General features: G+C 64.3%; 17 protein-coding genes. 6 read left to right on the forward strand and 11 right to left on the reverse strand.

Annotated features, from left to right (window positions below):
- Positions 1–230: 230 nt before the first annotated feature.
- Positions 231–2,621, reverse strand: a complete 2,391-nt coding sequence (locus ACI2KK_RS26780) for a diguanylate cyclase (protein WP_404671330.1) — start codon at positions 2,619–2,621, stop codon at positions 231–233.
- A 100-nt stretch (positions 2,622–2,721) separates the two neighbouring features.
- Positions 2,722–4,920: a bifunctional 23S rRNA (guanine(2069)-N(7))-methyltransferase RlmK/23S rRNA (guanine(2445)-N(2))-methyltransferase RlmL gene (gene rlmKL, locus ACI2KK_RS26785; protein WP_404671331.1), complete on the reverse strand. Its 2,199-nt coding sequence runs from the start codon at positions 4,918–4,920 to the stop codon at positions 2,722–2,724.
- A 549-nt stretch (positions 4,921–5,469) separates the two neighbouring features.
- Between rlmKL and rmf the strand changes: the two genes are divergently transcribed.
- The gene (gene rmf / locus ACI2KK_RS26790; protein ID WP_023533691.1) at positions 5,470–5,685 is read left to right on the forward strand and encodes a ribosome modulation factor; all 216 of its coding nucleotides are present in this window, start codon (positions 5,470–5,472) and stop codon (positions 5,683–5,685) included.
- A 194-nt stretch (positions 5,686–5,879) separates the two neighbouring features.
- Here the strand turns inward: rmf and ACI2KK_RS26795 are convergent, their stop codons facing one another.
- Positions 5,880–6,902: a quinone-dependent dihydroorotate dehydrogenase gene (locus ACI2KK_RS26795; protein WP_404671332.1), complete on the reverse strand. Its 1,023-nt coding sequence runs from the start codon at positions 6,900–6,902 to the stop codon at positions 5,880–5,882.
- A gap of 238 nt (positions 6,903–7,140) precedes the next feature.
- Between ACI2KK_RS26795 and ACI2KK_RS26800 the strand changes: the two genes are divergently transcribed.
- The 4 genes from ACI2KK_RS26800 to ACI2KK_RS26815 all read left to right on the forward strand — a co-directional run bounded on the left by ACI2KK_RS26800 (position 7,141) and on the right by ACI2KK_RS26815 (position 12,307).
- The gene (locus ACI2KK_RS26800; RefSeq protein ID WP_404671333.1) at positions 7,141–8,388 is read left to right on the forward strand and encodes a CmpA/NrtA family ABC transporter substrate-binding protein; all 1,248 of its coding nucleotides are present in this window, start codon (positions 7,141–7,143) and stop codon (positions 8,386–8,388) included.
- A gap of 10 nt (positions 8,389–8,398) precedes the next feature.
- Entirely contained in the window at positions 8,399–8,974 is a 576-nt protein-coding gene (locus tag ACI2KK_RS26805) for an ANTAR domain-containing response regulator (protein ID WP_404671334.1), read from the forward strand.
- A gap of 466 nt (positions 8,975–9,440) precedes the next feature.
- Complete coding sequence (locus ACI2KK_RS26810) at positions 9,441–10,652, forward strand: nitrate/nitrite transporter (RefSeq protein ID WP_404671335.1); 1,212 nt, start codon at positions 9,441–9,443, stop codon at positions 10,650–10,652.
- Complete coding sequence (locus ACI2KK_RS26815; protein ID WP_404671336.1) at positions 10,649–12,307, forward strand: protein kinase; 1,659 nt, start codon at positions 10,649–10,651, stop codon at positions 12,305–12,307. Before ACI2KK_RS26810 ends, ACI2KK_RS26815 begins: the two co-directional genes overlap by 4 nt.
- Positions 12,308–12,544: 237 nt before the next feature.
- On the opposite strand, the gene ACI2KK_RS26820 is transcribed toward ACI2KK_RS26815, so the two are convergent.
- The 8 genes from ACI2KK_RS26820 to ppsA all read right to left on the reverse strand — a co-directional run bounded on the left by ACI2KK_RS26820 (position 12,545) and on the right by ppsA (position 20,857).
- Positions 12,545–13,579, reverse strand: a complete 1,035-nt coding sequence (locus ACI2KK_RS26820) for an OmpA family protein (protein ID WP_217842516.1) — start codon at positions 13,577–13,579, stop codon at positions 12,545–12,547.
- Positions 13,580–13,689: 110 nt separating this feature from the next.
- Complete coding sequence (gene sigX, locus ACI2KK_RS26825) at positions 13,690–14,256, reverse strand: RNA polymerase sigma factor SigX (protein ID WP_196146931.1); 567 nt, start codon at positions 14,254–14,256, stop codon at positions 13,690–13,692.
- Positions 14,257–14,369: 113 nt separating this feature from the next.
- Positions 14,370–15,194 (reverse strand): mechanosensitive ion channel family protein, encoded by an 825-nt coding sequence (locus ACI2KK_RS26830; RefSeq protein ID WP_217888382.1) that lies wholly within the window; start codon positions 15,192–15,194, stop codon positions 14,370–14,372.
- Between the two features lie 2 nt (positions 15,195–15,196).
- Positions 15,197–15,460 (reverse strand): CrfX protein, encoded by a 264-nt coding sequence (locus ACI2KK_RS26835; protein WP_217842514.1) that lies wholly within the window; start codon positions 15,458–15,460, stop codon positions 15,197–15,199.
- A 185-nt stretch (positions 15,461–15,645) separates the two neighbouring features.
- Entirely contained in the window at positions 15,646–16,641 is a 996-nt protein-coding gene (locus ACI2KK_RS26840) for a CorA family divalent cation transporter (protein ID WP_217888381.1), read from the reverse strand.
- A gap of 27 nt (positions 16,642–16,668) precedes the next feature.
- On the reverse strand, positions 16,669–17,160 hold the full coding sequence (gene rraA / locus ACI2KK_RS26845) for a ribonuclease E activity regulator RraA (protein ID WP_404671337.1): 492 nt from the start codon (positions 17,158–17,160) through the stop codon (positions 16,669–16,671).
- A gap of 169 nt (positions 17,161–17,329) precedes the next feature.
- Positions 17,330–18,322 carry an alpha/beta fold hydrolase gene (locus ACI2KK_RS26850; protein ID WP_404671338.1) on the reverse strand — a complete coding sequence of 331 codons (993 nt, stop codon included), beginning with the start codon at positions 18,320–18,322 and terminating at the stop codon, positions 17,330–17,332.
- Between the two features lie 159 nt (positions 18,323–18,481).
- Positions 18,482–20,857: a phosphoenolpyruvate synthase gene (gene ppsA / locus ACI2KK_RS26855; RefSeq protein ID WP_369990504.1), complete on the reverse strand. Its 2,376-nt coding sequence runs from the start codon at positions 20,855–20,857 to the stop codon at positions 18,482–18,484.
- Between the two features lie 180 nt (positions 20,858–21,037).
- Here ppsA and ACI2KK_RS26860 point away from each other — a divergent pair, with 180 nt between their 5' ends.
- On the forward strand, positions 21,038–21,856 hold the full coding sequence (locus ACI2KK_RS26860) for a pyruvate, water dikinase regulatory protein (RefSeq protein WP_404671339.1): 819 nt from the start codon (positions 21,038–21,040) through the stop codon (positions 21,854–21,856).
- The last annotated feature ends 208 nt before the right edge of the window (positions 21,857–22,064 follow it).

Raw genomic sequence — 22,064 nt, forward strand, 5'->3', positions numbered from 1 at the left:
GGAGCGAGGATTTTTTGCTTACTTTTTGATCCCTCAAAAAGTGAGCCGCCGTAAGGGCGGAAAGGTGAATAAGCGTCAATACAAATAATGAATGCGCATACAATCCACAAACAAACAAACAAACAAACAAACAAACAAACAAACAAACAAACAAACAAACAAACAAACAAACAAACAAAAACCAGCTAAGCAAGCAAATGAGCACACAACTTTAAAAACCAATAACTCCTCTACGGCAACTCCCCCTCAACCCGATCCCGCCCGGCCATCTTGGCCGCATAAACCCCAGCATCAGCCCGCAACAACAAGGCATCCGCCCCCTCCCCATCCCGCCACCCCGCCACCCCAAAGCTCGCCGTCACCCGCCCAACCCCCTCCACCGGCACCTCCCGCACTCCATGCCACAATTTAAGCGCCAACATCCGCGCCTGCTCGGCATCACTCCCCGGGCACAACACCATGAACTCCTCACCCCCCAACCGGCAAAACACATCGGTGCGCCGCAAGCGCTGCGCAATACGCTGGCACAGGCTACGCAACACCAAATCACCCACCGCATGCCCGTACTGGTCGTTGATGCGCTTGAAGTGATCGATGTCGAGCATGATCACCGCCAGGGCCAGCCCATCTCGCCGTGCCCGCTCCAGTTCGCTGCCAAGCCGGTCCTGGAAATAGCGCCGGTTGTGGATGCCGGTCAAGGCATCGGTGACCGACAGCGCCCGCAACTCCTCCTCCACCCGCTTGAGGTCGGAAATATCGGTGAGGTAGCCGTGCCAGAGCGTACAAGCGTGCTCGCCGATCTCCGGCGTGGCTTCCCCGCGCACCCAGCGCAGCCCCGCCCGAGGCAGGCAAACCCGGTACTCCTCGCGCCACGGCGTCAGGTGCTCGGCTGAATAGCGCACCGACTGGCGCACCCGCTCCAGGTCATCGGGGTGAATGCGCTGGAACACCACCGTGGCATCCTCGCGTAGCAACGCCAGGTCGACCTCGTAGATGTCGTGCAGGCCTTTGCTGGCATAGGGGAAGCACGAATGGCCATCGGCATCCAGGCGGTACTGGTAGATTCCACCCGGCACCTCGGCGCTGAGTTTTTCCAGCAGCCGGTCACGGGCCGCCAGCGCCTCGTGCACCCGGCGCCGCTCGGTGACGTCGATGCAGATCGCCAGGTAACCCACCCACAATCCCTGCTCGTCGAGCACCGCGGTGACCAGCATGTTGGCCAGCAGGTGGCTGCCATCCTTGCGCACCAGGGTCCAGTCACCCGGCTGCGCGCCGCCCTCGCGCACGGTTTCGGCGAACATCGCCTGGCCGGCGCCGATCTCCCGGCCATAGCGCAGGCTCAGGGTATGGGCGCGGCGGTGCAGCTCTTCAGGCTGCACCAGGTCCTCCAGCGTGAGGTGGCCCAGCGCCTCGCCAGCCGAATAACCCAACATGCGCTCGGCACCGGCATTGAAGGTGCTGACCACCCCCTTCAGGCTGGTAGCAATGATCGCCACCTGGGTCGCGGCATCGAGCACGCTGCGTAACTGGTTGTGGGTCTCGCGCAGCGACTGTTCGCTGACCCGTAGCTCGGCAGTGCGCCGCGCTACCAACCCGAGGGCGCGCTGGCGCTGGCTGAACAGACTGTACAGCAGCGCCGCCAGCAACAGGCTTAGCAACCCACCGAAAATACCGACCACCGCCACCGCCGAAGAGCGGTTGGACTGTAGAAAATCCACACTGGGGCGGATATCCAGCTGGAAATGATGATCGGCCAGGTGCAACAACTCGCTGCTGACCAGGCTCAGGGCTGCCGGCTGGTTTCCCGAATCGAACAACACTTCGTGGGCATCGCCGGCGGACAAATCATAGATACGCACCACCAGGTCGTCATCGGCCTCGGTGGGCAAGCTTTCGTTGATCAGCTGGCGCAGGCTCAGCAACGCCATCACGTAGCCGCGGGGCACTGCACCCTCGGCTGCCGGCTCGCTGAACACCGGGGCGACAATCAGCAACCCACGGCTGTAACCGGGTTCGACGTTGAGCATGTCCAGCGGCGCCGACACCGCCATGCTGCCTGGGCTCAGCGCACGGGCCAGGGTCGCCGCACGCAGCGGCTGGCCGCGCAGGTCAAAACCCAAGGGTTGCGGTTGCTGGCTGGTGGCCTGGGTGTAGAGGACGGGGTAGTACAGGTCACGCACCGGAGCCGGCTGCCAGACGCCGTCGGCGTTGCGGTCGCGAATGCCGTAGGGCATCTGCAGGCGCTCGCTGGACGCGCGCTCGAACGCAGCGCGCTGGCTACCCTCGACGCGTGGCGCCCAGGAAAACGCCTGGGTGCGGCGCAGCAACGGGCGGGCAAAGCCTGCGAATTCGCTGGGGGTGACTTCGTTGGAATAGCTGAAGAAGCGGCGCAGCCCGTCAAGGCGCTGCTCCTGCTCTTCAAAACGCTCGGCGATGCGGCTGTAGCGCTCGCCGGCCAGCAACTCGAAACGCTGGCGCAACTGCTGCTTGTAGAAGGTTTGAGTGGCAATGGCCAGCGCGCCGGTGAGCAGCCCACCGGCGACCAACGCGGCCAGGGCAACCCCCCAGGCCGACAGCTCGTCACCGAGCTGCGCCAACAGCTTTGCAGGTACCTTCCACATAGAGGACTCTCAGCAACTTCAGCTTCAGCGTCCTGCGAATGGTTCAGCCCTGTATTGCTTTATAGCCAATGGCCAGTAGCGGCGCCACCCTCTTTGTCGGTCAGCGCAGGCGCAATTGCCAGGCGCGGTGGATGCGGTTGTTGCGGGCGAAGTCCGGGTCCAGGGTCTGGGCGCTGATCTCTTCCACCGCGTAGCGCGCCGCCAGGTGCTCGTCGAGCTGGAACTTGCGGAAGTTGTTGGAGAAATACAGCACGCCGCCCGGTGCCAGGCGGGCCATGGCCAGGTCCAGCAGTTCGACATGGTCACGCTGCACGTCGAACACCCCTTCCATGCGCTTGGAGTTGGAGAAGGTCGGCGGGTCGATGAAGATCATGTCGTAGCTGTCAGTGGCGTTCTGCAGCCAGGCCATCACGTCACCCTGCTCCAGGCGGTTGCGCTCGGAGAAGCCGTTCAGCGCCAGGTTGCGCCGCGCCCAGTCCAGGTAGGTCTTGGACAGGTCAACGCTGGTGGTGCTGCGCGCGCCGCCCTTGGCCGCGTGCACCGAGGCGGTGGCGGTGTAGCAGAACAGGTTGAGGAAGCGCTTGCCCTCGGCTTCGCGCTGGATGCGCATGCGCATCGGGCGGTGGTCGAGGAACAGGCCGGTGTCCAGGTAATCGGTGAGGTTGACCAGCAGCTTGACGCCGCCCTCGTTCACCTCCTGGAAGCGCCCTTCGGTGGCCTGGCGCTCGTACTGGCGGCTACCGCTCTGGCGCTCGCGGCGCTTGAGCACCACACGCTGCGGGTCGACGCCCAGGGCCTGGGGGATCGCCGACAAGGCATCGAGCAGGCGCGCCTGGGCCTTGTCCGGGTCCACCGAGCGGGGCGCTGCGTATTCCTGCACGTGCACCCAGTCGTGGTACAGGTCGACGGCCAATGCGTACTCAGGCATGTCGGCATCGTACACGCGGTAGCAATCGACCTTCTCGCGGCGGGCCCACTTGCCCAGCTGCTTGAAGTTCTTCTGCAGGCGGTTGGCGAACATCTGCGCGCCTTCGGACAACCGCGCCGGCTCGCTGGCCACCGGGGCCTGGCGGCGCGGCTCGCTGTCGGTGGGCTCCACCGGGCCCTGACGGCGCTCACCGGTAACGAACTGGTCAGGCTGCACCTTGAACAGCAGCAACTTGCACGGCAAGGCGCCGTTCCAGAACGCGTACTGCTTGTGGCTGCGGATGCCCATGCGCTTGCCCAGCTCCGGGGCGCCGGTGAACACCGCCGCTTCCCAGCCCAGGCAGGCCTGGCGCAGGCGCTCGCCGAAGTTCTGGTAGAGGTACAGCAGGCTGGCTTCATCACCCAGGCGCTCGCCGTAGGGCGGGTTGCTGATCACCAGGCCTTTCTGGTTCTGGTCCGGGCGCGGCTCGAAGCTGGCCACCTCGCCCTGGTAGATTTTCACCCAGTCGCCCAGGCCTGCGCGCTCGACGTTATTGCGCCCCGGCTGGATCAGCCGCGGGTCGGCTTCGTAGCCGCGAATCCACAGCGGCGGCTTGGCAAGGCCGGCCTGGGCGCGGGCCTGGGCCTCATCGTGGACCTTGCGCCACAGCGCCGGCACATGGCCGAGCCAGGCACTGAAGCCCCAGCGCTCGCGCTTGAGGTTGGGGGCGATATCGGCGGCGATCATTGCCGCTTCCACCAGGAAGGTGCCCACGCCGCACATCGGGTCGGCCAGGGCGCCGCCTTCAGCGGCAATGCGCGGCCAGCCGGCGCGGATCAGCACCGCGGCCGCCAGGTTTTCCTTCAGCGGTGCAGCACCCTGCTGCAGGCGGTAGCCGCGCTGGTGCAGGCTGTGCCCGGACAAATCGAGCGAGAGGATGGCCTCGCCGCGGTCCAGGCGCAGGTGCACGCGCACGTCCGGGTCGAGCTTGTCCACCGACGGGCGCAGGCCTTCGCGGTTGCGCAGCTTGTCGACGATGGCGTCCTTGACTTTCAACGCGCCGAAGTGGGTGTTGTCGATGCCCGAGCCATGGCCGCTGAACTCCACCGCCAAGGTGCCGTCGGCCGCCAGGTGATCGGCCCAGTCGACCGCCTGCACGCCGTCGTACAGGTCGTCGGCGTTTTTCATCGAGAAGCGCTTGAGCACCAGCAACACGCGGTTGGCCAGGCGCGACCACAGGCACAGGCGGTAGGCGGTTTCCATGTCGGCGTCGCCGCGAATGGCCGAGGTGTGTTCACGCACCTCTTCCAGGCCCAGGTTGCGGGCCTCCTCGGCGAGCAGGCCTTCCAGGCCTTTGGGGCAGGTGAGATACAGTTCGAAACGGTCCGACATGAGTTTTCCAGAGCCTTTGGCTAGGTCAGTGGCAGGCCGACGCATCGGCTGCCGAAGTTTTCCCGCACACCTTTTTTGCAGGCGCCCGGGTGGCCGGCGAAAACGCTCGCCGGGCCTGGCCACCGGGCGAGTCAAGCCTTCGCCTGGTGGCAGAATGGCTTTGATCGTCCGGCAGTATGAAAATTTCCTCGCTTCAGGGTGCGGGGGTGACCCTTCGTCGCATGAGCAATTATTACAGCCATCAACCGGCGACGCTGGCCAATTGACGTCAATCTTGATCAAACCCTGATCATAGCGGGCTCAACGGCAAACAAGGTTCAGTCGCATTTATTTACTTATCCCCTCACCCTATGAAAGGTTACGTCCTTATGACAAATCGATCATTCACACTGTGACGCGCATTCGTTAGAACTGGTCTCAGGCCGCTTCGCAACGAGGCGGCACTTTCAGCCCGCCACGCCGGCAGCGGGCGCATACCGGCAGAACGATTCTGCCCGGCCTCGTAGAGGCCGACGGGACATTACAGTCAACAAGTGAGGGCAACACCCTATGAGAAGACTTAAGCGTGATCCGTTGGAAAGAGCATTTTCACGTGGCTACCAGTATGGAGTCACCGGCAAATCCCGCGAACTTTGCCCATTCACCTTGCCATCTGTCCGCCAAGCCTGGATCAACGGCTGGCGCGAAGGCCGCGGCGATAACTGGGACGGCATGACCGGCACCGCTGGCATCCATAGACTCAACGAAAATCACGCCGTTGGCTGAACGAGGACACTGAATTCGAGTCACCATGCGCGCCCCATCCGGGCGGCGGGCTACGGCCCAGGGGGCCCCAGGCGGGGCCCCTTTTTATTGCCTGCCCGCAGCAATGGTGCACCTGGCGCAATCCCTGTAGGAGCGGCTTCAGCCGCGAACAGCCGCGAAGCGGGTGCCACCCACCCCATCACATGCTTTGCGACTCAGCGCTTCATCGCCGCAATCGCATCCACCGACTCGCGAATCAGCGACGGCCCCTTATAAATGAAGCCCGAGTAAATCTGCACCAGGCTCGCACCGGCGGCGATCTTCTCGGCGGCATGGCGGCCTTCGGTAATGCCACCGGCCGCGATAATCGGCAGCTTGCCGCCCAACTCACCGGCCAACACCTTCACCGTGTGGGTGCTTTTTTCCAGCACCGGCGCGCCCGAAAGCCCGCCCGCCTCACCACCGAACGGCAAGCCCTCGACCCCTTCGCGGCCCAGGGTAGTGTTGGTGGCAATCACCGCATCCATGCCCGACTCCAGCAGCGCAGCCGCCACCAGCGCGGTCTCTTCGTCGCTCATGTCCGGGGCAATCTTGATCGCCAGCGGCACGCGCTTGCCATTGGCGCTGGCCAGTTGCTCACGGCGTTCGGCCAGGGCGTCCAGCAGCTGCTTGAGCGAGTCGCCGAACTGCAGCGAACGCAGGCCCGGGGTGTTGGGCGAGCTGACGTTGACGGTGATGTAGCTGGCGTCGTTGTAGACCTTCTCCAGGCAAATCAGGTAGTCATCCTGGGCCCGCTCCACCGGGGTGTCGAAGTTCTTGCCGATATTGATGCCCAGTACGCCGGTGTAGCGCGCAGCACGCACACGGGCCAGCAGGTGGTCGACACCCAGGTTGTTGAAGCCCATGCGGTTGATGATTGCAGTGGCTTCAGGCAGGCGGAACAGCCGTGGCTTGGGATTGCCCGGCTGCGGGCGCGGGGTGATGGTGCCGATCTCGACAAAACCGAAACCCAGCTGAGCGAAGCCGTCGATGGCCGCGCCGTTCTTGTCCAGGCCCGCGGCCAGGCCGACCGGGTTGGCGAAGCTCAAGCCCATGACGTTCACCGGCAACGCCGTCGGCTGCTTGCACAGCAGGCCGTTGAGGCCCATGCGGCCTCCGGCGCCGATCAGGTCCAGCGACAGGTCGTGGGAGGTTTCCGGGGAGAGCTTGAACAGCAGCTGGCGGGCCAGGGTATACATGGGCGGGCGGACTCGCGGTGAGTGAGGGGGCGATTATAGCCAGCGCATCGCCGGGGCGACAGGGCCCTGGCACATGGGTTGCTTCGTAGGGTTTGTACGAGAAGTCGCCGAGCGGCGATCAGGCAAGGCGAAAACAGGCGAGGAAGCGGAGTTGACTGGTTGTCAATGAGCATTCCGAGCCTGTTTTCAACGCAGCATGATTGTCGCGCAGGCACTTTTCGTACAAAGCCTAGCACCCATGCCGCCTTTGCAATATGCCCCGAGGTCCTACGTGAATACCCCACTCCCGACAACACCGCTGGCCTGGGTCAACGGCAGCGACGCACCGGAAAAACCCAGCCTGGATATCGGTTTCATGGCCCTGAGCGACTGCGCCTCGGTGGTGGTCGCCGCCACCCAGGGCTTTGCCCAGCAACAGGGCCTGAGCCTCAACCTGCGCCGCCAGGCCTCCTGGGCCGGGCTGCGCGACAAGCTGGTGAGCGGCGAGCTGGACGCCGCCCACTGCCTGTACGGGCTGGTGTACGCCGTGCAACTGGGCGTGGCCGGCGGGCCGGCCAACGATATGGCCGTGCTCATGGGCCTGAACCAGAACGCCCAGGCCATCAACCTGTCCCCTGCCCTGCAGCGCAAAGGCGTGACCAGTCCCGAGGCACTCGCGCAACTGGTGCACCAGGGCGGTGCGCGGCTGACCTTCGCCCAGACCTTCCCCACCGGCACCCATGCCATGTGGCTGTATTACTGGCTGGCAAGCCAAGGCATCCACCCGCTGTTCGACGTCGACAGCGTGGTGGTGCCACCGGCGCAGATGGTCGCCCACCTGCAGGCCGGGCGCATCGACGGTTTCTGCGTCGGCGAGCCGTGGTCGGCCGACGCCGTCGCCCAGGGCCAGGGCTTCACCCTGGCCACCAGCCAGTCGATCTGGCCGGACCACCCGGAAAAGGTGCTGGCCTGCGCGCGCAGCTTCGCCGAGCACTACCCCAACAGCGCCCGCGCGCTGATCAAGGCAATCCTCGCCGCCAGCCGCTTCATCGAGAGCAACGACGAGAACCGCCGCAGCACCGCCCAGTTGCTCAGCGCCAATGCCTACCTGGACACCGCCGCCAGCACCATTGAGGCGCGCCTTTTGGGTGACTACCAGGATGGCCTGGGCCACCACTGGCACGACCAGCACCCGCTGCGCCTGTTCGACCAGGGCCGGGCCAACCTGCCGTACCTGTCCGATGGCATGTGGTTCATGACCCAGTTCCGCCGCTGGGGCATCCTGCGTGACGACCCGGATTACCTCACCGTGGCCCGCCAGGTGCAGCAGCTCGCTCTATACCGCGAGGCCGCCGAGGCGCTCGACGTGCCCTGCCCCGACCAGCCGATGCGCAGCAGCTTGCTGATCGATGGCAGCCGCTGGGATGGCAGCGACCCACACACCTACGCGCGCAGCTTCAGCCTGCACGCCCTCGATGCGGCGCCGTGCGCCCGCGCCAACCACTGAGGGCCCGAGCATGTTGCGTATCCTGCTGATCGATGACACTGAAAAAAAGGTCGGCCGGCTCAAGGCCGTACTGATCGAAGCCGGCTTCGAGGTGATCGAAGCCACTGGCCTGACCATCGACCTGCCCGCCTGCGTCGAAACGGTGCACCCGGATGTGGTGCTGATCGATACCGAGTCACCCGGGCGCGATGTAATGGAACAGGTGGTGATGGTCAGCCGTGACCGCCCGCGCCCGATCGTGCTGTTCACCGACGAGCACGACCCTGGGGTAATGCGCCAGGCGATCCAGGCCGGGGTCAGTGCCTACATCGTCGAAGGCATCCATGCCGCGCGCCTGCAACCGATACTGGACGTGGCCATGGCCCGCTTCGAGAGCGACCAGGCGCTCAAGGCCCAGTTGCTGGCCCGCGACCAGCAACTGGCCGAACGCAAACGCATCGAACAGGCCAAGGGCCTGCTGATGAAGATGAAGGACTGCAACGAAGAGCAGGCCTATACCCTGATGCGCCGCCAGGCCATGAGCCGCCAGCAGAAGCTGGTGCAGGTGGCCGAGCAGATCATCGCCATGTCCGAGATGCTCGGATGAACTTACCCCCTGTAGGAGCCGGCTTGCCGGCGATCACCGGCAACGCCGGTGCCATCCACCGTGGTGGGTTCATCGCCGGCAAGCCGACTCTCATAGAACAACACATAACTCACTGATTTAGCAGGGACCTGTGGGAGCGGGTTTACCCGCGAACACCGGCGAAGCCGGTGCCAAGCTCCGCGTCGCTTGCTTCGCGGGTGAGCCCGCTCCCACAGGGTACGCGGCGCGCTTGCGAATTCTGTTCTCTGCGCGACAGCGCAGCTCCAAGGGCTGAGTGATCTCCTACAGGGACATGCGAGCAGCAAGGAAAACCTGGCCCGGCTCTTGCTCTGTCATTCACAAGCAGCCAACGGCGGTTGCCCCCAAACTCCCGACAAAGACGTCGCTCCCCCTTCCACGCCAGTGGACCGGGCAGCGGCGTCTTTTTCGTTTCCGCCCCTGCGTTGCACGCCGAACGAGGTGTTCGATGAATACGAGCTTCTGGAAATCCGGGCATGTGCCCACGCTGTTCGCCGCCTTTTTGTATTTCGACCTGAGCTTCATGGTCTGGTACCTGCTCGGCCCCCTGGCGGTGCAGATTGCCGCCGACCTGCAACTGACTGCCCAACAGCGGGGCCTGATGGTCGCCACGCCGATTCTGGCAGGCGCCATACTGCGTTTTGTGATGGGCGTACTGGTGGACCGCTTGTCACCCAAGACTGCCGGGCTGATCGGTCAGGTGATCGTCATCGTCGCCCTGGCCTGCGCCTGGCACCTGGGCGTACACACCTACGAGCAGGCGCTGCTGCTGGGCGTGTTCCTCGGCGTCGCCGGTGCTTCGTTCGCCGTGTCGCTGCCGCTGGCTTCGCAGTGGTACCCGCCGCAGCACCAGGGCAAGGCCATGGGTATCGCCGGTGCCGGCAACTCGGGCACCGTGTTCGCTGCACTGCTGGCCCCGCTGCTGGCGGCGGGCTTTGGCTGGAACAACGTGTTCGGTTTTGCCCTGCTGCCGCTGCTGCTGACCCTCGCGCTGTTCGCCCTGCTGGCACGCAACGCCCCGCAGCGCCCCAAGCCCAAGGCCATGGCCGACTACCTCAAGGCCCTGGGTGACCGCGACAGTTGGTGGTTCATGTTCTTCTACAGCGTCACCTTCGGCGGCTTCATCGGCCTGGCCAGCGCCCTGCCCGGCTACTTCAGCGACCAGTACGGCCTGAGCCCGATCACTGCCGGCTACTACACCGCCGCCTGCGTGTTCGCCGGCAGCCTGATGCGCCCGCTGGGCGGCGCCCTGGCCGACCGCTTCGGCGGCATTCGCACCTTGCTGGCGATGTACAGCGTGGCGGCCCTGTGCATCGCTGCAGTCGGCTTCAACCTGCCCAGCGCGGCGGCGGCCCTGGCCTTGTTCGTCAGCGCCATGCTCGGCCTGGGTGCTGGTAACGGTGCGGTGTTCCAACTGGTGCCGCAGCGTTTTCGCCAGGAGATCGGCGTGATGACCGGGCTGATCGGCATGGCCGGCGGCATCGGTGGCTTCCTGCTGGCGGCCGGCCTTGGCACCATCAAGCAGCACACCGGTGACTATCAGCTGGGCCTGTGGCTGTTCGCCAGCCTTGGCGTGCTGGCCTGGTTCGGGCTGTACGGGGTCAAGCAGCGCTGGCGCACCACCTGGGGCTCGGCGGCGGTGACCGCGGCGCGGGTATGAGCCTGCGCCTGAGCTTCGCCCAGGCCACTGCCACCGGCCCGCGGGAGGAAAACCAGGACGCCCTGCGCCTGGCCACCCCCGCGCCGGAGCTGGCCGCCAGCAAGGGCTACCTGTTCGCCCTTGCCGACGGCGTCAGCCAGTGCGCCGATGGCGGGCTGGCGGCACGGGCCAGCTTGCAGGCGCTGGCCCTGGACTACTACGCCACCCCCGCCACCTGGGGGGTGGCCCAGGCCCTGGACAAACTGCTGCTGGCGCAGAACCGCTGGCTGCGCGCCCAGGGCAATGGCCAGCCGCTGCTCACCACCCTCAGTGCCCTGGTGCTGCGCGGCCGGCGCTTCACCCTGGCGCATGTCGGTGATTGCCGCGTGTACCGCTGGCACGACGGGCGCCTGCAGTGCCTGAGCGAAGACCATGTATGGGACCAGCCAGGCATGCAGCATGTGCTCAAACGTGCCCTGGGCCTGGACCAGCACCTGCTGGTGGACTACCTGGACGGCGAGTTGCATGAAGGCGAGCGCTTCGTGCTGCTGAGCGATGGCGTGTGGGCCAGCCTGGGCGACCAGCGCATCCACAGCATCCTGCGCGAACACCCCGACCTGCAGGAGGCGGCGAACACCCTGGTAGCCACCGCCCACCACAGTGGCAGCCAGGACAACGCCAGCGCCTTGTTGGTGCAGGTCGACGGCCTGGGTGCCGGCAACCTGGGCGACACCTTGGCGCAGTTGCAGCACTGGCCACTGCCCGGCGCCCTGCGCGAGGGCCAGGTGATTGATGGCTGGCGCATCGACGGCGTGCTGGCGCAAAGCCGCCAGTCGCTGCTGTACCGGGTACGCGACCCGCAAGGCCAGGCCTGGCTGCTCAAAACCTTGCCCCTGGCCCGTGAAGACGAACCCGGCGCGGCCCAGGCACTGCTGCTGGAAGAGTGGTTCCTGCGCCGGGTCGCCGGCCGCCACTTCCCCGAAGTGCATCCGGCCAGCCAACGCCAGCACCTTTATTACCTGATGCGCGAATACCCCGGTGCGACCTTGGCCGGGCAGCCGCCGCTGCCACTGGCGCAATGGCTGGAAGTCGCCCGCCAGTTGCTGCAGGCAGTGGGTGTGCTGCACCGGCGTAACCTGCTGCACCGCGATATCAAGCCGGACAACCTGCACCTGGGCAGCGACGGCCAGCTGCGCTTGCTGGACTTCGGGCTGGCCTACTGCCCGGGGCTTTGCGAGGACCAGCCCCACAGCTTGCCGGGCACCCCGTCGTTCATTGCCCCGGAAGCCTTCGATGGCCTGCCGCCCGGCCCGCGCCAGGACCTGTACGGCGCAGGCGTCACCCTTTACTACCTGCTGACCGGCCATTACCCCTACGGCGAGGTCGAGGCGTTCCAGCGGCCGCGTTTCGGCACAGCGGTCAACCCTGCGCGATACCGCCCGGATTTGCCCGAGTGGTTGCAGCGCAACCTGTTGCAGGCCGTGGCAGCGGACCCGGCGCAACGCTTCGAGACGGCCGAGCAGTGGTTGTTGCTGCTGGAACGGGGTGACCGTCAGGAGCTGGCCGAGCGGCCACGGCCGTTGCTGGAACGCGAGCCGCTGAAGGTGTGGCGCACGCTGGGGTTGCTGTCGTTGCTGTTGAATTTGGTGTTGTTGCTGGTGCTGTTGAAAGGTTGAGGGTGCCGAAAGGATTGCGATCGTCTGTAGGAGCGGCCTTGTGTCGCGAAAGGGCTGCGCAGCAGCCCCGGCGATCTTGCATGATGCGCAAATCCTGGGGCCGCTACGCAGCCCTTTCCGACCGGTCCGGCGCCCCGGCAAGGCCGCTCCTACAGGGGGAAGAGAACTGTCCGCCGAGAAATCCCAGGCAAAGAAAAACCCGGCCGAGGCCGGGTTTTTCGTCAAGCTTCAAACCAATTACTTGGCCTGAGCTTCTACCTGAGCTTCTACGCGACGGTTAACGGCGCGGCCAGCTTCGGTGGCGTTGTCGGCAACCGGACGGGTCTCACCGTAGCCAACCGAGTCAACACGGTTGGATTCGATGCCGTACTGCTGGGTCAGGACCTGCTTGACAGCGTTGGCACGACGCTCGGACAGCTTCTGGTTGTAAGCGTCTGGGCCGACGGAGTCAGTGTGACCTTCCACGGTGGTGGTGGTCTGTGGGTACTGCTTCATGAAGTCAGCCAGGTTCTTGATGTCGCCGTAGCTGTTTGGCTTGACGACCGACTTGTCGAAGTCGAACTTGACGTCCAGCTCAACGCGAACGACTTCGGCAACAGCCGGGCAGCCATCGGCGTCAACGGTGACGTTGGCCGGGGTGTCCGGGCACTTGTCGACGTTGTCGCAAACGCCGTCGTTGTCGCTGTCGGAGCAGACTTCGGCTACTGGAGCAGGAGCGGCTTCGGCGTGCTTCGGGCTACCGCCGAAGTTCAGGCCAACACCAACGCTCGGGGCCCACTCGGTGTCGCCCTGGTCGATGTTGTACTGGGCTTCAACGCCGGCACGGGCGTAGAACATGTCGGTGATGTACCACTTGGCGCCAGCGCCAACGTTGGCGAAGGTCGACTGGTTACGACCGCCACGGCCGGTCTGGCCCAGGGACTGGTGCGAGAAACCTGCCGATACGTACGGACGGATGGCGTCGTACGGGTTGTTGAAGTGGTAAACGGCGTCCAGGGCGGTGTTCGAGCCCTTGATGTTCTTGCCGTCGTCGCCACGGGCGTTGTGTACTTCGTCGTAGCCCAGACGCAGTTCAACGTCGTCGGTCAGGAAGTAACCGATCGAGCCGCCGAACAGGTTGCCGTCGTTTTTGAAGTCGCGCTGGCTGTCGAAGAATTCTTTCTTGTAGAAGCCTTCAACCTCAACGGCGCCTTGACCTTGTGCCAGAGCGCCGAACGAAGCGGCAGCTACAAGCGAACCAATGGCCAAGCCCAAGGTGTTTTTCAATTTCATCCGTTAAATCCCCATCTGGTGATAGTTAAGCAGTCCCACCAAAATCCGGGGGACAACTCGACGGCAAGTCTAGCAGAACTCGCCGATTCGTTTGAGCTATTTGCTGGCCACTAAGTTTCAGTCAGGCCTGCAAATTTCTCGCGAAGCTTGTCGAGCGCACGCTTGTAACGCATTTTCGTGGCGCTCAGGCCCATGTGCATGATGTCGGCGATCTCCTGGAATTCCAGCTCCGCGACAAATCGCAGCACCAGGATTTCACGGTCGATCGGGTTCACGTGCACCAGCCATTTATCCAGCCCGCCTTTTTCTTCAGGCTTCGGTGCCTTGTCCTCAGACGCCTCTTCGACAGGGTCCAGGCTCAGGGCATCCATCAGCCGTCGCTTGCGACGCTCCTTGCGGTACTGGGTGATGCATTCGTTGTAGGTGATGCTGTAGAGCCAGGTTTTGAACTTGGATTTGCCCTCGAAGTTCTTCAACCCGTACAACACTTTCAGCATCACCTCCTGACAGACATCGTCGGCATCGCGGTCGTTCCCCAAATAGCGCGCACAAACGTTGAACAGCGTGCGCTGGTAGCGCCGCATGAGTTCTTCATAGGCGCGGGTAACGTGAAACAGCTCCTCATGCGAACGCGCCACCAACTCCTCGTCGGTGAGTGCTCGGGGGTCGTAGCGCATGGGCGGCGAGTGGTCTTTGTTCAAACGGTTCAGGCCGACAGTCAGGTCAATGTCGCCGCTCGGCCCGTCGGGGCCGAATTTTGCGGCGGCATACATTAACAGCTTTTGCTCGCTCAGCGGCTATTCACGCGCTGTTCGAGCAGTACACGGTTGGACAGCGACACCAGTTCGCCCTCATCGGTCAGCAGCACCGTCTTGACCGTGCCGATCTCCTCGATGTGGCCTTCGACCTCGCCAATCTGCACGTGCTGGCCCACCTGGTAGAGTTCACGCACGTAAATGCCGGCCAGAATCTGCCCGGCAATTTCACGGCTGCCCAGGCCCATGGCCAGTGCAACGGCCAGACCAACGGTAATCAAACCGATGACGATCACGTGATTGAGCAGGTCGGTCTTGACCTCCAGCTGGCTGATCGCCACCGAGATGGCGATGATGATCACCAGCCCCTGGACGATACGCCCAAGGCCTGCCGAGTACTCAAGGCCAATGCCTTCGGCTGCGCCGCGGGTCAGGCCGTTGGCCACCTGGGCCAGCAGCACGCCGGCCAGCAGCACCAGCGCTGCGCCGAACACCTTGGGCAGGTACAGGGCAAGCATGTCGAGCGTGGCCGAAACCCGCTCAAGGCCGAGGGATTCGGCGGCAGAGACGAGGAAGATCAGCAGCACGAACCAGTAGACGATCTTGCCGATCAGGGTCGAGATCGGCACCTGAATGCCGACCCGGGCCAGCATTTTAGTCAGCCCGGTGCCGCTCATCAGGCGGTCCAGGCCAAACTTGGCGAGCAGTTTCGACAGCAAGGTGTCCAGCAGCTTCGCCACGACGAAGCCCAACAGCACCACCACCAGCGCGCCGAACAGGTTGGGGATGAAGTTCGCCACCTTGGTCCAAAGGGCAGTCATGGCGGTGACCAGACTCTGGGTCCAGAGATCGAGTTCCATATTCAATCGGCCTTATCTACAGTGCTGCCAGCGGCAGGTTTGCGGGTAGCGTTGCGTCGCACCGGCGCAACATGCGCCGAGCCATTGTTGACGGCGATCAGCAGCGCCTGGCTCCAACGGCCAAGCAGGCTGAACAGATCGCCCGCGCCCACCTGGCGGTTGGCGGTCTTGAGTACGCGGCCCAGGCAAGCGGCGTCGTCACGGTCCTGGCCGGACGGCGACGCCTTGAGCAGGTCACGCAGGGATTCTTCGAACGGATCGTGCATGTGCACCTCACGCAGTGTCAGTCAGAGACGAGGTGGCCGGGCAATCGGTCACACATCGCCCTCGGGCACAGCTTTCAAATTCGATCTGTGTCGGCTTCTTCGCGGGCAAAACCGCCCCCACACCCTTACGCAAACCCTGTGGGAGCGGGCTTGCCCGCGAAGAGACCGGCACAGGTACAGGCTATCTATACCCACCGCAACCTGCGGAACAACCACCACTGCCCCACCGCCAGCCCCAGCACGATCAGGCTGGCGAACAAGAAGCCATACGGGCTGCTCGAGCCCGGAATGCCGCCCACGTTGATGCCGAGCAAACCGGTAACGAAGCTCATGGGCAAGAAGATGCAGGTGATGATGCCGAAGCGGTACATGGTCCGGTTCATCCGCTCGCTGCGCCGCCGGTCCTCGCTCTCCAGCACCAGTGCGGCGCGCTCGCGGGCCAGCTCCAATTCTTCGAGGTAGCGGATCAGGCTGTTGTTCAGCTCGTTCCAGTAGTCGCCGTCGGGGTCGGCGAACCAGCTGCACTTGTTGCGCGACAGCTGTGCGTAGATGTCCCGCTGCGGTGCCAGAAAGCGGCGCAGCCCGGCGGCGCGACGGCGTATCTGCTGCAAGCTGCCATGCTCGGGCGTATACCGTTCGTCGGCTTCCACCTTCTCTTCTTCTTCGTCGACGGCCTCGGACAGGTCGCTGACCAGCGCCTGGACCTTTTCAGTCAGCAGTTCGCCCATCAGCAGCAACAGTTCAGAGGCCGATTTCGGCCCCCTGCCCTCCTCCAGTTGCTGCAGCACCTCGTCACTGGCGCGCAACGGCCGCAGGCGCAACGAGATCACCCGCCGCGCCTCGGCGAAGATGCGTACCGAGACCATGTCTTCGGGCTCGGCACCGGGGTTGAGGTTGACCCCGCGCAGGAACAAAAGCATCTGCTCGTCGGCCATCTGCAACAGGCGCGGGCGGGTGTTTTCTTCCAGCAGCAGGTCACAGGCAAACGCACTCAGGCCACTGTCCTGCAGCAGCCAGGTGCGGGTCTGCGGGTGGCTACGGTCCCAGTGCAGCCACAGGCTTTCCTGGGCCTGCAACTGCAGGCCGTCCAGCTCGGTGCGGGCGATGGACCGTGCGCCGCCCTTGCCGTCGAGCACCAGGGCATGCACCAGGCCCCACTGCGCGTTGTCTTCCTCGAACATCAAAGCTCCATCAGCGCACGGGGCGCGTCACTCCGGCATTTTCAGCGGGCTTGGCGAGACGATCACGCCGTTGTTGTCCGCGTAGATATATTCCCCCGGGCGGAAGGTCACGCCGGCGAAGGTCACCGCAACGTTCAAGTCACCGATGCCGCGCTTGTCGGTCTTCAGCGGGTGGCTGGCCAGGGCCTGCACACCGACGTCGGTCTGGATCAGCACATCGACATCGCGCACGCAGCCGTAGATCACCAACCCTTCCCAGCCATTCTTGGCGGCCTTTTCAGCCAGCATGTCGCCCAGCAGCGCCCGGCGCAGCGAACCGCCGCCGTCGACCACCAGCACCTTGCCCTTGCCGTCGAGCTCGACCTGCTCTTTGACCAGCGAGTTGTCTTCATGGCACTTGATGGTGACGATCTGGCCACCGAAGGAGTCGCGGCCACCGAAGTTGCTGAACATGGGTTCGAGCACCTGCACCAGGTCCGGGTAGGCGTCGCAGAGGTCGGGCGTTACGTAATGCTGCATGGGAAGCTCCTGTCAGTCACAACGAAAGCGGATGAGAGGGCAAGGCTACACCGCACGGGGTGCGGGCGTCATCCCGGACTGCTGGGTCACGGCCTCATCGCCGGCAAGCCGGCTCCTACAGGGGGTCGCGCTTCTCTGTAGGAGCCGGCTTGCCGGCGATAGGGCCCTGTCAGGTGACCGCTACCGGCTCAGCCCCCACAGTCGACGGATGCACCGCCACCTGCGGGTCGCCCAACCAACGCGCCACCAAGGGCCACACCTGGGCCTGCGCCGCCTTGCTGACCAGCATGTCGACATGCCCGAACGCATCGAAACCTTCCTCGCGCCCCAGGCGCAGGAACTGCTTGCTGTCGCCACCAAACTGCTCGAACAGCTTGCGACAAGCCCATACCGGGTCCTGGAAGTCACCCGCGCCGGCCACCGCCAGCAGCGGCACCTCGACCTCGGCCAGGCCCGCCCACCAGTCACTGTGCTTGTCGCCAAAGCGGCCGAACAGGCCGTTCCAGCGCAGGCTCTCCAGCGCCAGGCCAATCGGCTCGTCTTCCGGGCCGCGCTTGAGCCGGCTGCCGGAAATCTGCGCAAAGCGCTTGAGCAGCAACTTCGCGCCCCAGGCCACCGGCGGCACTTTCAACGGCCAGTAAACCCGGCTGACCTGGGCGCCGAACAACGCAGCGCTAGCCACCCGCTGCGGCTCCAGGTAACCGCCGCCCAAAGCAGCGGCGAGCGTGGTGCCACCCAACGAATGGCCCACCCAGTGTGGCGCCTGGCCGGTTTGCTCGTGCACGAAGGCACCGATTACCGGCAAATCGTAGCGGGCGTAGTCGGCCACCTGGTTGTGGCGCCAGTCGCGGTTGCGCGGCGACAGGCCGTGGCCGCGCATTTCCGGGACCCACACATCGAACCCGGCGCGCACCAGGTAGGCGCCAAGGCCTATGCCCTTGGGCGAGAACCAGAACCGGCGGTTGGAAAAGCTGCCATGCAGGAGGATGACCGGCACGCCCTGGGCGCGGCTCTGGTCGGCCAGGCCCAGGCGGGTAACGGCGATTTCGACGCTGGCATCGGGGCTGTTGCCGGCTTTGATCCGGTAGACGTCTTCGCTGAGGTCGCCGCGCCGCTCGGCACTGAGCAACGCGACGGGGAATTGGGTGCTGCTGCTTTGCATGGGTTCACAAACAAACTGGAAGTGTAAATGTGAGAGCGGGCTTGCCCGCGATTGCGTCCGGCCAGACTACCTAAGTGTCTTTGCCGACGCTATCGCGGGCAAGCCCGCTCCTACAGGGATTTCATGCCAGAGCGCGCGTGGTGCCCCGGCATGGGTACATCAGGCCGCGCCCTGGCCCTCGGCCAGGAAGAACCAGGTCTCGAGCACCGAGTCCGGGTTCAGCGACACGCTTTCGATGCCCTGCTCCATCAGCCACTTGGCCAGGTCCGGATGGTCCGACGGGCCCTGGCCGCAGATGCCGATGTACTTGCCGGCCTTGTTGCAGGCGGCAATGGCGTTGGCCAGCAGCTTCTTCACCGCCGGGTTTCGCTCATCGAACAGGTGGGCGATGATGCCCGAGTCGCGGTCCAGGCCCAGGGTCAGCTGGGTCAGGTCGTTCGAACCGATCGAGAAGCCGTCGAAGTACTCGAGGAACTCTTCGGCCAGAATGGCGTTGGACGGCAGCTCGCACATCATGATCACGCGCAGGCCGTTGTCGCCACGGGCCAGGCCGTTTTCGGCGAGCAGGTCGACTACCTGGCTGGCCTCGCCCAGGGTGCGCACGAACGGCACCATGATCTCGACGTTGGTCAGGCCCATTTCGTTGCGCACGCGCTTGAGCGCACGGCATTCGAGCTCGAAGCAGTCACGGAACGACTCGCTGATGTAACGCGAAGCACCGCGGAAGCCCAGCATCGGGTTTTCTTCTTCCGGCTCGTACAACTTGCCGCCGATCAGGTTGGCGTACTCGTTGGACTTGAAGTCCGACAGGCGCACGATAACCTTTTTCGGGTAGAAGGCTGCAGCCAGGGTGCTGATGCCCTCGACCAGCTTCTCGACATAGAAACCGACCGGGTCGTTGTAGCCGGCGATGCGCTTGTCGACGCTGTCTTTGAGCTCCGGCGGCAGGCCTGCGTAGTTCAGCAGCGCCTTGGGGTGCACGCCGATCATGCGGTTGATGATGAACTCCAGACGCGCCAGGCCCACACCTTCGTTGGGCAGTTGAGCGAAGTCGAAGGCGCGGTCGGGGTTGCCGACGTTCATCATGATCTTGAACGGCAGGTCCGGCATGGCGTCCACCGAGTTCTGGCGGATGTCGAAGCCCAGTTCGCCTTCGAAGATGTAACCGGTGTCGCCTTCGGCGCAGGATACGGTCACGCCCTGGCCGTCTTTGAGCACCTGGGTAGCATTGCCGCAACCGACCACAGCCGGGATACCCAGCTCACGGGCGATGATCGCCGCATGGCAGGTACGCCCGCCGCGGTTGGTGACGATGGCGCTGGCGCGCTTCATCACCGGCTCCCAGTCCGGGTCGGTCATGTCCGACACCAGCACGTCGCCCGGCTGCACCTTGTCCATCTCGGACACGTCGTTGATCACGCGGACCTTGCCGGCGCCGATGCGCTGGCCGATGGCGCGGCCTTCAACCAGCACGGTGCCCTTCTCTTTAAGCAGGTAGCGCTCCATCACATTGGCGCTGGCGCGGCTCTTCACCGTTTCAGGGCGCGCCTGAACGATGTACAGCTTGCCGTCGTCACCGTCCTTGGCCCACTCGATGTCCATCGGGCGCTGATAGTGCTGCTCGATGATCATGGCTTGCTTGGCCAGATCAACGACTTCGTCGTCGCTCAGGCAGAAGCGCGCACGCTCGGCACGCTCAACCTCGACGGTCTTGACCGAACGGCCGGCCTTGGCTTCTTCGCCATAGACCATCTTGATCGCCTTGCTGCCCAGGTTGCGGCGCAGGATGGCCGGGCGGCCGGCCTGCAGGGTCTGCTTGTGGACGTAGAACTCGTCAGGGTTGACCGCACCCTGCACCACGGTTTCACCCAGGCCGTAGGCGCCGGTGATGAACACCACGTCACGGAAGCCCGACTCGGTGTCCAGGGTGAACATCACGCCGGCGGTGCCGGTTTCGGAGCGGACCATGCGCTGCACACCGGCCGACAGGGCGACCAGCTTGTGGTCGAAGCCCTGGTGCACGCGGTACGAGATGGCGCGGTCGTTGAACAGCGAGGCGAACACTTCCTTGGCCGCGCGGATGACGTTGTCGACGCCGCGGATGTTGAGGAAGGTTTCCTGCTGGCCGGCGAACGAGGCGTCCGGCAGGTCTTCGGCGGTGGCCGAGGAGCGCACGGCGACAGCCATGTTGTCGTTGCCATTGGCCATTTCGGCGAAGGCGGTGCGGATTTCGGCGTCCAGACGCGCCGGGAATTCGGCTTCCATGACCCACTGACGGATTTGCGCGCCGGTCTTGGCCAGGGCATTGACGTCGTCGACATCCAGCGCGTCGAGCGCGGCGTGGATCTTGTCGTTCAGGCCGCTCTGCTCGAGGAAGTCGCGGTACGCCTGAGCCGTAGTGGCAAAGCCGCCCGGCACCGATACGCCGGCGCCGGCAAGATTACTGATCATCTCGCCCAGGGATGCGTTCTTGCCCCCCACATGCTCCACATCATGGACGCCGAGCTTATCGAGGGAAACTACGTACTCAACCAAGGTGATCTCTCCACTAACTGTGTTGGAAAAGCTCAATGGCACCCGCCTGTCGACTCTGCGACTGGGCCGGGCGCTGGTGGCCTGGACCTGGAAAATAAGTGAGAATGCCGAGCAACCGCGTTCGGCAAACCGAACCTATCATATCCAGAAACATTCAGCAGCTTAAGGCCCCTGGCGCAAATGAAACGAACCGCGTTCTTCATCTCCGACGGCACCGGCATCACGGCAGAGACCCTGGGGCAAAGCCTGCTCGCTCAATTCGAGAGCATTCCGTTCAATAAATTCACTCGGCCCTACATCGACTCACTGGAAAAGGCCCGGGCCATGGTCCAGCAAATCAACCTGGCTGCCGAGCGCGACGGGGTACGCCCGATCATCTTCGATACCATCGTCAACCAGGACATCCGCGAGGTCCTGGCTACGTCCAATGGCTTCATGATCGACATCTTCTCGACGTTTTTATCCCCGCTCGAGCAGGAATTGACCGCCCATTCGTCGTATTCGGTGGGCAAGTCGCACTCCATCGGCGGTAACTCGAACTACATGGAGCGCATCGAGGCGGTGAACTTCGCCCTCGACAACGACGACGGCGCGCGCACCCACTACTACGACAAGGCCGACCTGATCCTGGTGGGCGTATCGCGTTGCGGCAAGACCCCGACCTGCCTGTACATGGCCATGCAGTTCGGCATCCGCGCCGCCAACTACCCGCTTACCGAGGACGACATGGAGCGCCTGCAGTTGCCGTCGGTGCTGAAGAAGTACCAGCACAAGCTGTTCGGCCTGACCATCGACCCCGACCGCCTCACCGCCATCCGCCACGAGCGCAAGCCCAACAGCCGCTATTCGAGCTTCGCCCAATGCGAGTTCGAGGTGCGCGAGGTGGAGAACCTGTTCCGCCGGGAGAACATCCCCAACATCAATTCCACGCATTTTTCGGTGGAAGAGATTTCGGCGAAGATTCTGGTGGAGAAAGGCGTCGAGCGGCGGTTCAAGTAAGCCCCTGCCAACGCGGTCCCCTGTAGGAGCGGCCTTGTGTCGCGAAAGGGCTGCAACGCAGCCCCGGCGATTTTGCATGATGCCGAGATCCTGGGGCTGCTTCGCAGCCCTTTCGCGACACAAGGCCGCTCCTACAGGGGGGGCCGCGACAAGGCAGATTAAAAAGCCCCGGCATCACTGCCGGGGCTTTTTCATTTCAGCTGTCCCA

The sequence above is a fragment of the Pseudomonas sp. NPDC089406 genome, from assembly GCF_044900265.1.
GTDB classification, from domain to species: domain Bacteria; phylum Pseudomonadota; class Gammaproteobacteria; order Pseudomonadales; family Pseudomonadaceae; genus Aquipseudomonas; species Aquipseudomonas fakonensis.